Source organism: Microbacterium sp. C448 (assembly GCF_000582705.2).
Lineage (GTDB): Bacteria > Actinomycetota > Actinomycetes > Actinomycetales > Microbacteriaceae > Microbacterium > Microbacterium lacus_A.
Genome location: NZ_HG779642.1, coordinates 1 through 13264, shown reverse-complemented (window position 1 = coordinate 13264; position 13264 = coordinate 1). Strand labels below are relative to the sequence as shown.

General features: G+C 66.0%; 12 protein-coding genes and 1 pseudogene. 6 read left to right on the top strand and 7 right to left on the bottom strand.

Annotated features, from left to right (window positions below; translation table 11 throughout):
* The 5 genes from MIC448_RS06080 to MIC448_RS06060 form a co-directional block, all read left to right on the top strand.
* Positions 1-313: HNH endonuclease signature motif containing protein (locus MIC448_RS06080; RefSeq protein WP_243419907.1), on the top strand; the 313-nt coding region annotated here is incomplete at its 5' end.
* Between the two features lie 229 nt (positions 314-542).
* Positions 543-938, top strand: a complete 396-nt coding sequence (locus tag MIC448_RS06075) for a hypothetical protein (RefSeq protein WP_036297379.1) — start codon at positions 543-545, stop codon at positions 936-938.
* Between the two features lie 24 nt (positions 939-962).
* Positions 963-1262 carry a hypothetical protein gene (locus tag MIC448_RS06070; protein WP_036297377.1) on the top strand — a complete coding sequence of 100 codons (300 nt, stop codon included), beginning with the start codon at positions 963-965 and terminating at the stop codon, positions 1260-1262.
* Positions 1263-1310: 48 nt separating this feature from the next.
* Positions 1311-1877: an isochorismatase family protein gene (locus MIC448_RS06065; protein ID WP_036297375.1), complete on the top strand. Its 567-nt coding sequence runs from the start codon at positions 1311-1313 to the stop codon at positions 1875-1877.
* Positions 1874-2773, top strand: a complete 900-nt coding sequence (locus MIC448_RS06060) for a DUF4436 family protein (protein ID WP_051513237.1) — start codon at positions 1874-1876, stop codon at positions 2771-2773. Before MIC448_RS06065 ends, MIC448_RS06060 begins: the two co-directional genes overlap by 4 nt.
* Before the next feature lie 21 nt (positions 2774-2794).
* On the opposite strand, the gene MIC448_RS06055 is transcribed toward MIC448_RS06060, so the two are convergent.
* Complete coding sequence (locus MIC448_RS06055; protein ID WP_036297372.1) at positions 2795-4234, bottom strand: XRE family transcriptional regulator; 1440 nt, start codon at positions 4232-4234, stop codon at positions 2795-2797.
* A 193-nt stretch (positions 4235-4427) separates the two neighbouring features.
* Here MIC448_RS06055 and MIC448_RS06050 point away from each other — a divergent pair, with 193 nt between their 5' ends.
* Positions 4428-6203, top strand: coding sequence for a phosphoenolpyruvate carboxykinase (GTP) (locus MIC448_RS06050; protein ID WP_232711665.1), 1776 nt, complete (start codon positions 4428-4430; stop codon positions 6201-6203).
* Between the two features lies 1 nt (position 6204).
* Here the strand turns inward: MIC448_RS06050 and MIC448_RS06045 are convergent.
* The 6 genes and pseudogenes from MIC448_RS06045 to MIC448_RS06020 all read right to left on the bottom strand — a co-directional run.
* Positions 6205-7028 (bottom strand): annotated as a pseudogene (locus MIC448_RS06045) (galactose-1-phosphate uridylyltransferase); the annotation flags it as partial.
* The gene (gene galE, locus MIC448_RS06040; protein WP_036297366.1) at positions 7025-8002 is read right to left on the bottom strand and encodes a UDP-glucose 4-epimerase GalE; all 978 of its coding nucleotides are present in this window, start codon (positions 8000-8002) and stop codon (positions 7025-7027) included. The pseudogene MIC448_RS06045 and the gene galE, both read right to left, overlap by 4 nt.
* Positions 8002-9759, bottom strand: a complete 1758-nt coding sequence (locus MIC448_RS06035) for a beta-galactosidase family protein (RefSeq protein WP_198517761.1) — start codon at positions 9757-9759, stop codon at positions 8002-8004. The genes galE and MIC448_RS06035 overlap by 1 nt, the downstream gene beginning before the upstream one ends.
* A gap of 48 nt (positions 9760-9807) precedes the next feature.
* A complete protein-coding gene (locus MIC448_RS06030; RefSeq protein ID WP_036297364.1) occupies positions 9808-10695 on the bottom strand; it encodes a glycoside hydrolase family 43 protein in 888 nt (295 codons plus the stop codon).
* Between the two features lie 146 nt (positions 10696-10841).
* On the bottom strand, positions 10842-12197 hold the full coding sequence (locus tag MIC448_RS06025) for a sugar ABC transporter substrate-binding protein (RefSeq protein WP_036297362.1): 1356 nt from the start codon (positions 12195-12197) through the stop codon (positions 10842-10844).
* 88 nt (positions 12198-12285) lie between these two features.
* Positions 12286-13164 (bottom strand): carbohydrate ABC transporter permease, encoded by an 879-nt coding sequence (locus MIC448_RS06020; RefSeq protein WP_036297360.1) that lies wholly within the window; start codon positions 13162-13164, stop codon positions 12286-12288.
* Positions 13165-13264 lie beyond the last annotated feature (100 nt).

Genomic DNA, 13264 nt, shown 5'->3' with positions numbered 1-13264 from the left:
CACGCCATCGGCGGACATGAAACGGTTCCTCCGGGCGCGGGATCAGCACTGCCGGTTCCCGGGATGTCGGCAACCCGCACATCGGTGTGATCGGGACCACACCCTCGACTACGCGTTGGGGGGCGAGACCAGCGTCTGCAACCTGGCGTGCCTCTGCAAACGACACCACATTCTCAAGGGCGAAACGGCGTGGACGGTCCGCCAACTCGGCGGCGGAGTTCTGGAATGGACCTCACCCGGCGGCCACGTCTACATCGACAGACCACCCCCGGTCATCCACTTCATCCCGGACCCCGATCCGCCCCCGTTCTGAGGCCCGCCCGGTCGTGTGGCACGAGCCACGTCGACGTGTTTGCCGGGCGCGGCTCACCTGCGGGACGGTCACGAAACCTTGCATCCGCGTGGGGGCGGTTTCGCTGACCAGGGGTTTGGTCAGGGCCGGAGGTGGTGCGATAGGTCGCGGGGTCGCGCGCGGATCGGCAGTCGCCGTCGGCTTTCGATTAGGAGGGGGAGGGCGACCCACGTCCCGGTAACCTGAACGGATGGCCGACGTGGTGGGACTCATCGCTGAGGTCTTCACGTGGATCGGCGTGCTCGGTGCGATGGGCCTGGCATTTCTCGCTCTCGTCGCGCGCATCGCGGACGGAAGCTGGGCCCCGACTCGCGCGGTCGTGGAGCACACAGATGACGGCTCCCTGGTTCGCTGGTTCGACGATCAGGGGGCGATCAACGAGGCCGCGCTGACGGCGCACGACCTGGAGACCATTGGCCAGAGGGACATGGCCGACATCGAGTACCGCGTGGGATGGCACAACCGCATGCGTCTGTCGAAGGGATCCGCCCTCGTCCGTGCGCTCGTGCGCCTGTCGTTCCTGATGGTGGGGGTGGCGGCGCTTGCGTTCGCGGCGGGCTGGATCGCGCTGATACTCGAGGGGTGAGCGGGCACGTGCCAAGCTGGAGTCGTGAAGACCATCCAACTGCGCACGTACACGATCGTCGACGGAGAGTTCGACGCCTTCCTCGAGTGGTGGAAGGAATGGATGCCCCGGGTGCGGGCCGCCGCCGGATTCGGGATCGAGTTCGCCTACGCCGTGCGCGAGTCGAACCAGTTCGTCTGGGCCGTGAGCATCGAGGGTGACGAGGCGGCTTTCCTCGAACTCGAGAGCACCTACATGGCGTCCGAGGGTCGCGCCGAGGCATTCGCGGGAGTGCCGCAGCGTGTTGCCGTGAGCAAGGTGGGTTTCGTCGAGGCCCTGGCCTGACACTCGCCTGACCTCCGCCGGAGAAGTACTCGGCGCTACGCTCGGGGGATGACCAAGGCGCTGTTCATCGTCGATGTCCAGAACGACTTCACCGAGGGGGGCGCCCTCGGCGTGGACGGGGGCGACGCCGTCGCCGCGAAGATCACGGAGTATCTCGACGCGTACGGCGACGACTACGACCTCATCGTCGCCTCACGCGACTGGCACGATCCGCATAACGATAACGGCGGACACTTCCATACCGAACCCGACTATATCGAGACCTGGCCGGTGCACTGCGTCTCCGGCACAGAAGGTGCCGAGTATGACCCCGAGTTCGACACCTCGCGCGTCACCCACCACGTCAAGAAGGGCCAGGGCATCCCGGCCTACTCGCTGTACGAGGGGACGACCGACGACGGCAGCCGGGTCGCCGAGCTCATCGAATCGCACGGGGTGACCGAGGTGGATGTCGCGGGCCTCGCAACCGACTACTGCGTGCGAGCCTCGGCGCTCGACGCGATAGCGCACGGGCGTCGGGTGCGGATCCTGACCGACCTGGTCGCGGGCGTCGCACAGGAGACGAGCGCGGCGGCCCTCACCGAGCTGGAACGCGCCGGAGCCGAACTGGCGTGAGCGCGGACACCCGTGCGCCCGCGGCACGGAGGCGGCGCCGCACCACTCTCATCGTTGCGCTGGGAGTGATGGTGGCGGTGTATTTGGTTTCCGTCCTGCTCTACGCGGTAGGTGGACAAGTCACGGATGCCGAGGGTGACGAGCCCGAAAAGTGGGATGTGAAACTCTCGGTCGTGCCGCAATCTGTCGACGCCGTGCGCGACCGAGTGACAATGCAGATCGACGTCATCGAAGCGGGCCCCGCGGGTGACGGCTTCGTTCTGAACGAGACACTCGGCGTGTTGATCAGCGGAGCCGACGGCGACCGGATGATCGAATTCGGGTCGAGCGGTGTGGCATCGCCGGTCGCGGTCGAGCTGGTGACCGACGGTGTGGTCGAACGGTGGCCGTTCGACTCGCACGTGGGCGAGACCTCGATCATCGCGTATCGAGTGGTTGACGGAGAGCCCGAAGCGCTCCGGACCTGGGTGAGCGCGTCAGGTCGCGTGCCGGGATGGAGCATCGCTGCCGAAGAGATCGACCTCGGTCTGCAGGCCGAGTTCGACGGCGTTTCGGAGGGCGTTGACGTCGTCCAGTTCACCGCGACCCGTTCCGGCAGCACGATCGCGTTCGGGATCGTGCTGCTCGGGCTCATGATCGTCATGCCGGTGCTCGTGCTGAGCGTCGCGATCACCGTCTACCGGGGGCGACGGCGCGTGGAGGCATCCTTCATGAGCTGGATGGGCGCCATGCTGTTCGCGACCATTCCGCTCCGCACATTCCTGCCCGGTTCGCCGCCGATCGGATCCTGGATCGACTTCCTGATCGTGCTCTGGGTCATCGTCGGGCTCATCGGGGGGCTCGCGATATACGTCGCGGCGTGGTTCCGCTGGTCACCGCGCCAGGATGCCGGTTAACCTGTCAGCTGTTCTGCCGGATCAGTCGGCGTGGCGCTCGAGGAACGAGTAGACCTCGGAGTCGTCCACGCCGGGGAAGGCCCCGCGGGGGAGCGGGGAGAACATCTGCATGTGCACGCGCGCCGAGGGCCATGACTTGCCCTCCCACCGGTCGGCGATCTCGGGGGCCGGGCGCCGACAGCACGCGTCGTCGGGGCAGGTCGAAACGGCGCGGCTCGCCGTCTCGCGCCCACGGAACCAGCGGGCGTCGTCGAAGGGCACGCCGACGGTGATCGAGAACTCGCCGTCGGTGGTGTTTCCCGTCTGCGTCGAGCACCAGAACGTGCCGGCGGGCGTGTCCGTGTACTGATAGTGCTCGGTCGCGCGGTTCTGCTGGTCGAACGCGCCGCGCGCCGAGAACTTGCGGCACACGATCTGACCTTCGACTGAACCCGTAACGTCCATCGGCAGGGGAAGTCCGTCGTTCTCGTACACGCGCTGGAGAGATCCGGTGTGACCCACCCGCAAGAAGTGCAGCGAAATGCCGAGATGCTTGGTGACAAGGTTCGTCAGGCGCATTCCGGCGGCCTCATGCGTCACGCCGAACGCGTCACGAAAGTCCTCGACGGCCAGGTTCCGATCCTTTTTGGCCTGCTGCAAGAACGCGACCGCGGCCGTCTCGGGCATGAGGCAGCACGCCGCGAAGTAGTTGATCTCGAGGCGCTGCTGCAGGAAGTCCGCGTAGTCCGTCGGCCGGGTGTGACCGAGCAGGCGGTGGGCCATGGCCTGCAGCGCCATCGACCGCAGGCCGTGGCCTCCGGGAATCGACGCGGGGGGCAGGTAGATCCGTCCGTGCTCGAGATCGGTGATCGATCGGGTCGAGCTCGGCAGATCGTTGACGTAGATCAGCTCGAAGCCGAGCCGTTCGGCCATGATGCTGACCGTGCGGTGCGTCAGGGCGCCGGTGACATGCCCCGCCGTCTTGAGCTGCTTCTCGGCGAGTCGTTCGATGTCGGGCAGGTAGTTGTCGTGCTCGCGCATCCGCAGGCGCAGCTCGGTGTTGGCACGCCGCGCCTCTTCCGGAGTCGCGATGGCCTCACGTTCGCGCCGCTGGAGTTCCCGATGGAGCCCCAACAGCGACTCGATCGTCTCATCCGACATTGTCTTCGCCACCCGCACCGGAGCAACTCCGAGGCGACGGAAGGCGGGGCTGGCCTGCGCGCGTTCGAGTTCGATCTCCAGTGCCGCTCGACGGTTGGGGGGCTCGCCGGAGATCAGGTCCGACACTTCGGTGCCGGTCGCTGCAGCGACGGCCTGCAACAGCGAGAGCTTCGGCTCGCGCTTTCCGTTCTCCACCAGGCTCAGCTGGCTGCCGGCGACCCCCACCAGAGCGCCGAGCTCATCCAGCGTCAGCCCTTTCTGCAGCCGGTGATGCCGAATGCGGTGACCGAGGGTGGTGAGTTCGAGAGCGGAGCCGACCATTCCTTGAGTATAGGGAAAGAATCGTGTTTCTTTCGTTCGCAAACTTTGGCAAATCACGGCACGACCGCGGTGAAATTGAGGAGAGCCGAGAAAGTAGGAGCGCATCGTGGCACTTGCCGAATCCCTGAGCACCCGCATCGCCGTCCCCCGTCGCGTCACCGACTTCGGACAGCGCCCCGCGGACGAGGCCGGTCTGACCGAACTGCTTGCGTGGGTCGACGAGGTCGCCGCACTCACGCAGCCCGCCCGCGTGCACTGGATCGATGGATCGCGCGCTGAGAACGAGGCGCTGCTGCGCCAGATGGTCGACGACGGCACGCTCATCCGCCTGAATCCCGAGTGGCGCCCCGGTTCGTACCTCGCACGTTCGCACCCGAAGGACGTGGCCCGTACCGAGGGCCGCACGTTCATCGCATCCGAGCGCGAAGAGGACGCGGGCCCCACCAACAACTGGGCCGACCCGACCGAGATGCGCGGCACGATGTCGCAGATCTTCTCCGGCAGCATGCGCGGCCGCACGATGTACGTCGTCCCGTTCTCGATGGGCGCCGTCGGTGGCCCGCTCTCACACATCGGCGTGCAGATCACCGACAGCCCCTACGCGGTCACGAGCATCGGCATCATGACGCGCGTCGGCGCCGACGTGACCGACCTGATCGCCAACGGAGCCCCGTGGGTGCGTACGGTCCACTCGGTGGGTGCGCCGTTGGCGCCCGGTGAGAAGGATGTCGCGTGGCCGTGCAACGACGACAAGTACATCGTCCACTTCCCGGACACCCTCGAAGTCTGGTCGTACGGGTCGGGCTACGGTGGCAACGCCATCCTCGCCAAGAAGTGCTTCGCGCTGCGGATCGCCTCGGTCATCGGGCGCGACGAAGGATGGCTCGCCGAGCACATGCTGCTCATCCGCGTCATCGACCCGCAGGGCCGGAAGTACCACATCGCCGCGGCGTTCCCCTCGGCGTGCGGCAAGACGAACCTGGCGATGCTTCGCCCGACGATCCCCGGCTGGCGCGTCGAGACCCTGGGCGACGACATCGCCTGGATCCGCCCCGGAGAAGACGGACGCCTCTGGGCGATCAACCCCGAGGCCGGCTTCTTCGGCGTTGCACCCGGCACGGGCGAGTCGACCAACGTCACGGCGGTTGAGACCCTGTGGGGCAACACGATCTTCACGAACGTCGCGCTCCGACCCGACGGTGATGTCTGGTGGGAGGGCCTGACCGATGAGGCCCCGCCGCACCTGACCGACTGGGAGGGCAACCCGTGGACACCGGCATCCGGTCGTCCCGCCGCACACCCGAACTCCCGGTTCACGGTGAGTGCCGGTCAGTGCCCGCAGATCGCACCGGACTGGGATGCCGCCGAGGGTGTGCCTCTCGACGCGATCCTGTTCGGTGGACGACGTGCCACCAACGTGCCGCTGGTCGTCGAAGCGACCGACTGGACGCACGGCGTCTTCATCGGCTCGAACATCTCGTCCGAGCGCACGGCAGCCGCCGAAGGAACCCTCGGCGAGCTGCGCCGCGACCCGTTCGCGATGCTGCCGTTCTGCGGTTACAACATGGCCGACTACTTCGGCCACTGGCTGAAGGTCGGGCAGAAGCTGCGCTTCGACCGCGCTCCGCGCATCTTCCAGGTCAACTGGTTCCGCCGCGGTGCCGACGGCCGGTTCCTCTGGCCCGGCTTCGGTGACAACTCGCGCGTCATCGAGTGGGTCGTCCGTCGCATCCAGGGTGACGTCGGCGCCGTCGACAGCCCGATCGGCCGACTCCCGCGCATCGAGGACCTGAACCTCGACGGTATCGATGTACCCGAGGCGGACCTCGAAGAGCTCTTCTCGGTGGACCCGGCGACGTGGCAGGCCGAGGCCGACAATACCGAGGCCTTCTACGCGACGTTCGAGGGTCGGGTGCCCGCGGCCCTGCAGTCCGAGCTCTCGGCCCTGCGGTACCGCCTCCGCAATTAGCCGCGAAGTCGGGAGTTTGGCGGTGTGGCAGCAGGTGTACCTCGATCGGCCAGCGTGCGGCAAATGGCACGAACGCTGTCCAATGTTCGCCGCTGACGACCCGGTCCCCGGTGCGCTCGACGTCGAGAATGCGCCGGAACAGGTCGGGGGCGGTGCGGTGGATGGTGTCGAGGGTCTGCTGTGTCTTGGGAGAGATGTAGGGGTAGGCGTAGATCTAGCCGTGCGGGTGATGGACGGTGACTCCGATCGCCTCGCCGCGGTTTACGAACGGGATCACCTGATGCACGCCCCGGAAGTGCGGCGAGCGCTTCGGTCCTGTCGGCCCATGCCTCGATCAGGGTGCGTGCCCGGCTGGGGGTCTGGGTGCCGAACGATCCCTCGTGGTCGGGGCTGAAGCAGACCACTTCGCAGCGGCCGATCGAGGTGCGGGTGCGCCCCAGGCCTCGCTCCGCAAGATCATCCAGGCCGCGCGGGCTGTTGGGCACAACGGCGAGGTCGGGTCCGAAGGACGGGGAGCGGTTCTCGAACACGGCCACGTCGTAGCGTGCCGGGACCTCGGAGGGGTTCCCGGGGGTCTGCGGTGCGAGGGGGTCCTGGTCGACCGGAGGGAGGAAGACCCGGTTCTGCCTGGGTGCGGCGATCGAGACCCAGTCGCCGCCCGTGAGCACGTCCTGCCGCATGGTCGCCGTCGGCGGCCGCGGGTCGAGCGGCCTGGCGTCGACCGCCCGCTCGGGCCCGAGGGTGGTGTCGACGTCGTCAAAGTAGATCAGCTCGCGCCCGTGGGGTAGGGCGGGTGACTCGCTTGGCGATCCCGCCGGTGGTCATTGCGGGGTTTCCTTCTCTGCGCGCAGCCGCGCCTCCCATGCGCTCCGTACCATCTCCTCCACGGAGTGCCGCATCCGCCAGTCGAGGTCGCGCGCGGCCAGCTTGCCGCTCGCGACGATGCGGGGCGGGTCGCCGGGCCGGCGGGGTCCGATCGTTGGTGTGAACTGGATGCCGGTGACGGTCGCGACGGCGGTCATGATCTCGGCAACGGAGAGCCCGTCGCCACTACCGAGGTTGTAGGCGGACTCGATGGGCTCTGCCGCTTCGAGACGGCGAGCGGCGGCGACGTGCGCGGCGGCGATATCCGACACGTGGACGTAGTCGCGGACGTTCGTGCCGTCGGGGGTCGGGTAATTGTCGCCGTTGATCTGCGGGGTTCGGCCGGAGACGAGAGCATCGAAGACGAGTGGGAACAGGTTGTGCGGGCTGGTGTCGTACACCGCCGGGTCGCCGGAACCGACCACGTTGAAGTAGCGCAGGGAGGTGTGCCGCAACCCGGTGGCGATGCCTTGGTCGTGAAGCAGCCACTCGCCGATCAGCTTGGACTCGCCGTAAGGGGATTGCGGATCCTTCGGGGTGTTCTCGGTGACTTGCTCGACATCCGGCGTTCCGTAGACGGCGGCGCTGGAGGAGAACACAACCTGGTCGATCCCGTAGCGGACTATGGCCTCGAGGACGCTTATTGTCCCGGTCACGTTTTGCTGGTAGGTGTGCAGCGGCCGCCGCACGGAAACTCCGGCGTATTTAAAGCCGGCGACGTGGATGACGCCTGTGACGTGATGATCCTTCATCACTTGGGTCAGGGTGTCGGTGTGGAGGATCGTTGCGCGGATGAGCGGCACTCCGTCGGGGACGAAGGGCAGTAGCCCGCTGGACAGATTGTCAACGATGACAGCGCGCATATCGGCTTTGATCAATTCCCGTACGACGTGAGCGCCGATGTAGCCGGCACCTCCGGTGACAAGCCATGTCACTAGAAATCCTCGTGTCCGAGTAGCGGTGTCGCCGCGAAGACGGCTTCCTGTTGGGTGAGCACTTCAAGTTCGAGGATGACAAGCTCGTTCTGTCCGGAGCGTAGGACGGGTTCGGGGACATATAGGGTGCGTTGCGGGCCGCGTCGCCAGTACCGGCCGAGGGCGAAACCGTTGATCCAGGCAAAGCCCTTCCCCCAGTCACGGGTGTCCAAGAACAGGTCGCACGGCCTGGTCAACTCGAACGTTCCGCGGGCGATGACCGGGCCGACGGCCAGGTCATCATGGTCGACTTCGATGGCCGGGACGCGGTCGAGGTCGAGGGGGATGGCAGTCCATCCGATGATCGGTTCGCCGTCGAGGCGGCCTCCGCCGATGAGGCCTTTGTGTTCGCCGATTCGGGGGCCGTAGTTCACCCGTCCCTGGTCTTCCACGATGATCACGAGCTCGCCGGTGCTGCGTGTCAGGACGATGGCCTGCTCGTGCGCGTCGCGGGCGAGCACACCGACCGGTGCCCCATCGAGGAAGATCCACGCCCGGTCGCGCACCTCGTCGAAGCTGAGCAATCCTGGGCCATTTCCGTGCAGGGTTGTGGTGAAAATGGCGATGCCACGGTCGTGCGCCAGGTCGTCGAAGGTGGGGAGAGTGTCGTGACGGCTCGCGACGCCCAGGGAGCTGGCGAGCGGCAGAAGATTCGAACGGTGCGACAGCGGGGTGCTGAACTCGTCGACTCGGTGCGGAGCGGAGGGAACCTCGTCGGGAATGGGGGCGTAGCGGGCGATGACGTCTCGGAAGGCGAAGTACTTCTCGGTGGGGTTGCCCGCCTCATCCAGAGGCGCGTCGTAGTCGTAGGAGGTCGTGATGGCGGCATAGCGGCCTTTGTCATTGGCGCCGTTGGTGAGCCCGAAGTTGGTGCCACCGTGGAACATGTAGAAGTTCACCGATCCGCCGACGGAGAGGATAGCGTCCAGGTCGCGTGCGGTCAGTTCGGGGTCGGTGGTGTGGTGGTGGGTGCCCCAGTCATCGAACCAGCCGTTCCAAAACTCCATGCACATCAGAGGCCCCGTGGGTTGATGCTTCCGGAGGGTAGCCAGCCGTTCAGTGGTGCGAGAACCGAACGAGGCGGTCATGTGAACACCGGGGATGCTGCCGTCGATCAGCATCTGATCGATGGGCTGGTCGACCGTGGTGAGCGGCACAGTGATGCCGGCTTCACGGGTGACTCGGACCAGTTCGGTGAGGTATTGCTTGTCGGCGCCGTAGGCGCCGTACTCGTTCTCGATCTGGACCAGGATCACCGGGCCGCCGTCCTCAATCTGACGCGGAGTGATGATCTCATAGACGCGCTGAAGGTAGTCGGTGACAGCGGCTACATAGAGCGGTTCGAGGCGCCGCACACCGACCTGCTCGTCGCGGAAAAGCCATGCGGGGAGCCCGCCGTTGTCCCATTCCGCGCAGATGTATGGCCCGGGCCGCACGATGGCGTGCATTCCCTCCGCAGCGACCAAGTCGAGGAAGCGGCCGAGATCGAGACCACCGGTGACATCCCACTCGCCCTGGCTGGGCGCGTGCGCGTTCCAGGCCACGTAGGTTTCGATCGTGTTCAGCCCCATCAGGCGTGCCTTGTGAATCCGGTCTGCCCACTGCTCTGGGTGTACACGGAAGTAATGCAACGCCCCGGAGAGGATGCGGTGCGGCTGGCCGTCGAGCAGGAAATCCTGGTCGCCGATCTGGAAGGTGGGCAAGGTGTGCGGCTCCATCGTTGTCAATGTGGGGTGAGGTGGGGTAGGGGTGGCCGGTGGGCGAGGTCACGTCTCGGCGGGAACGGGGGTGGCTGGGCCCAGTGTCGTGCCGCGTCCGCGTGGCTGAAGTAGTGTGGCGCGTTCCCAGGGGGAGTCGTTGGGTTGGTGCAGGGTCAGCATCTGCCGGCCATCAAATGTGGTGAAAAGCATGCCGTGGCCGCCGTCCTGCGACCAGACTGGCCGGTCGTGATGTTTCCAGGGACCGAGGATGCTGGTGGAGGAGCGTGCTGCGCCAAGGGTGTAGCCAGTATCGCTGAGGCTTGACCACAGCATCACAAGTTCGCCGGTGATGCTGTCGCGGGTCAAGAATGGCCCGTCGGTAACGTAATTCGCGGTGCCGGGCACGGGGCGCGTCCACGGCGCTTCCGAGGCGTGGAACAGAACGACGGGTGTGGTCGCGGCCTTCTTCAAGTCGCTGGTCAGTCGTAGCGCCGCGATCGACCCATCACCGATCTGTACCCACTCGTGACAGAACACCAGCCACGGTCTTCCGTGTGGGTCGATGTGCAGCGTGCCGTCCAAACTCTCCCAATCCTCGGGTGTGACTGGGCCATCGCTCCACGGCAGGAACGGGCCTTCAGGTTGCTCAGCTACGAGTACTTGTGTGCCGCGTGATCGCCCTTCGCCTGCGAAGGTAGCGAACATGAAGTAGCGGCCGGAGTGGGCGTGCACTTCCGGTGCCCAGAACTGGGCTGTTCCCCAGAAGTCCGCGGGGGGCCGGAACACGGCTACGGGTCCGGACCAGTCCTCGAGGTTGGTGCTGCGGTAGGCGTCAAAGCCGACGCCTGGGCCGGACCAGGGGTCGAGATCGGTGGTGCCGTAGAGGAAATAGGAACCCGAGGTCGCGTCGGCCAGGATGTAGGGATCGCGGATGCGGAAGTCGTTCAGTCGCACGGTATCCCTTCCAGATTCGCCGCGCCGCTCCGCGACGGCTGGCGGGTGCGAATGGCGGGCATGGTGGGGGAATTCATGTCGTAGGGATGGTGGGGCGGCGTGGCCAGCCGTCGGGTCTGGCTGGCCACGCCGCTTTCTTCCGGGGGCTACTGGCTAACCGTGAAGCCCTGCTGGTTGCCGTATTCGATGATGGCGTCCTGCCAGGCGATCAGACCCTCGTTCAGGTCGGTCTTGTTCGCCCACGCCTGACCGGCGGTGTCACCGAAGATGCTGTTGGCATACACCTGGAAGGGCAGGTACGACCAGCCCGGGATGACGTCCGCAGCAGCCGCGCCGAGCACCTCGTTGATCTTCTGGCCACCGAAGTAGTCCGACTCGTAGGAGAGGAACTCCGGGTCAGTCAGCTGCGCGTTCGTGGACGGGAAGCCGCCCTCGTCCGTGAAGATCTTCAGGCTTTCGTCGCTGTTGTTCAGCCACTTCAGGAATCCTGCCGCCAGTGCAGGGTTCTCAGTCTGAGCGGTCACCGACTGCCCACCGCCACCGTTCTCCGAGGAGGCAGGCGTGCCATCCCATGTGGGGACCGGTGCGACGCGCCAGTCACCGGCGGCGTCGGGCACGGAGCCTTCCAGCACACCAGGCATCCACGCGCCGATGACCAGCGATGCAACCCCACCGTCGGCCAGTCCGCGGTACCAGTCATCGCTCCACCCGGGCACGGGAGAGACGAGGTCGTTCTCGGTCAGCTGACTCCAGAAGTCCGCCCAGCGCTTCGTGCCCTCGTCCTGCAGGTTCACGGTCACGTTGGTGCCTTCGGTCTTGAACGGCAGGCCACCGGCCTGCCAGATCGAGGTCATCGTGAAGCCGGCATCACCGGTGTCGCTGGTGATGTACTTCGTCGGGTCGGCGGCGTGCAGCTTCTGCGCCGCGGCAAGGTATTCGTCCCACGTGGTGGGGACCTCGATGCCGTACTGGTCGAAGATGGTCGCGTTGTAGAACAGCGCGGTGGGACCGGAATCCTGGGGGAGGCCGTAGATCTTGTCGTCGAAGACGACCTGGCTCCAGGTAGAGGCGGTGTAGTCGTCCTCGAGGTCCGCGAACCCGTACGGGGTGAGGTCCAGCAGCGACTCCGAGAGTGCGTACTGCGGAAGTGCGCCATACTCGATCTGCACGACATCCGGGGCGCCGGAGCCTGCGGTGATGGCGTTCTGCAGTTTGGTGTACTGGTCGTTACCGGTGCCGGCGTTGACCAGTTCGACGTCAACGTTCGGGTATGCCTCCTCGAACGCGGCGACCTGAGATTCGGCCTGCGGGGTCCAGGACCAGTAGGTGAGCGAGCCACCAGCCTCGAGCGCGGCCTCGACATCGGTGTCTGACCCCGGGGCTGCGGTGTCACCGCCGCCACCGCCGGAGCAGGCGGCCAGTGTTACGCCGATGACTGCCCCGGTCGCGAGGACCGTGAGTGCGCGCCTGGTGAATGCGGCGCGGCTAGTCGGGTAATTCATGCTGTGTTTCCTTTCACATCGTTGTACTCGGAATGTCCGGACGAGTGCCGGTTGAGAGGGTTCGGTGGGCGTCATGCGGTGCCTCTCGTCACTGCTTGACGCTTCCGGCGCTCAGCCCCGACTGCCAGTACCGCTGCAGGAAGAGGAAGGCGACGACAATGGGGACGATCGTGAGCAGCGAGCCCATGATCACCAGGTTGTAGATCGGCTGCGCGGATACCCCGGTCGCTTGCGCGTTCCATTGGTTGAGGCCAACGGTAAGCGGATACCACTCGGGATTGCTCAGCATGATCAGAGGCAGGAAGTAGTTGTTCCAGGTCGCGACGACGGCGAAGAGTGCGACGGTGACGATGCCGGGTGTGAGCAGGCGCAGGGAAATGGTGAAGAAGGTGCGGATCTCGCCGGCGCCATCCATCCGGGCGGCTTCCAGCAACTCTGTCGGGACGGCATCGATCGCGTAAATCCACACGAGATACATCCCGAACGGACTGATCAGCGACGGGATGATGATCGCCCAGGGCGTGTTGGTCAGGCCGAGCTCGCTGAACATCAGAAACGTCGGCACCGCCAGTGCCGTTCCGGGGATGGCGATGGCGCCCAGAACGATCGCGAAGACAGCGCGACGGCCGGGGAACTTATATTTCGCCATTCCATATCCGGCGAGAGTTGCGAGGGCTGTCGCGCCCCCGGCGCCGATTACCACATACAGCAGGGTGTTGCCGAGCCAGCGGACAAAGATCCCGTCGCGGTAGGTCACGGTCTCGGCAAGGTTCTGGAAGAAGACGAAGTCGTCGGCGAACCACAGTCCAAAACTGTCGAACAGCCCGGCCTGTGTCTTGGTCGAGTTGACGACAAGCCACCACAGTGGCACGAGGGTGTAGATGAGAAACAGGGTCATGACCACCGTGAGGGTGACTGACCGCCGCGGGTGGGTGGGCTTGTTGCGAACGAGGGTGGGGGCGGTCATCGTGTCTCCGCCCGGGATCCGCGCAGCTGCACGACGTAGGCGATCACCGCGGTGATCACACCCATCACAATTGAAGCGCCCCAGGTTTGATGCCGCATCC

Bases quoted from the DNA above. Each gene is read 5' to 3' on its own strand.
- MIC448_RS06075 (WP_036297379.1), top strand. From the start codon at position 543: ATGGCCGACGTGGTGGGACTCATCGCTGAGGTCTTCACGTGGATCGGC.
- MIC448_RS06025 (WP_036297362.1), bottom strand. From the start codon at position 12,197: ATGAATTACCCGACTAGCCGCGCCGCATTCACCAGGCGCGCACTCACG.
- MIC448_RS06055 (WP_036297372.1), bottom strand. From the start codon at position 4,234: ATGGTCGGCTCCGCTCTCGAACTCACCACCCTCGGTCACCGCATTCGG.
- MIC448_RS06035 (WP_198517761.1), bottom strand. From the start codon at position 9,759: ATGGAGCCGCACACCTTGCCCACCTTCCAGATCGGCGACCAGGATTTC.
- MIC448_RS06020 (WP_036297360.1), bottom strand. From the start codon at position 13,164: ATGACCGCCCCCACCCTCGTTCGCAACAAGCCCACCCACCCGCGGCGG.
- MIC448_RS06065 (WP_036297375.1), top strand. From the start codon at position 1,311: ATGACCAAGGCGCTGTTCATCGTCGATGTCCAGAACGACTTCACCGAG.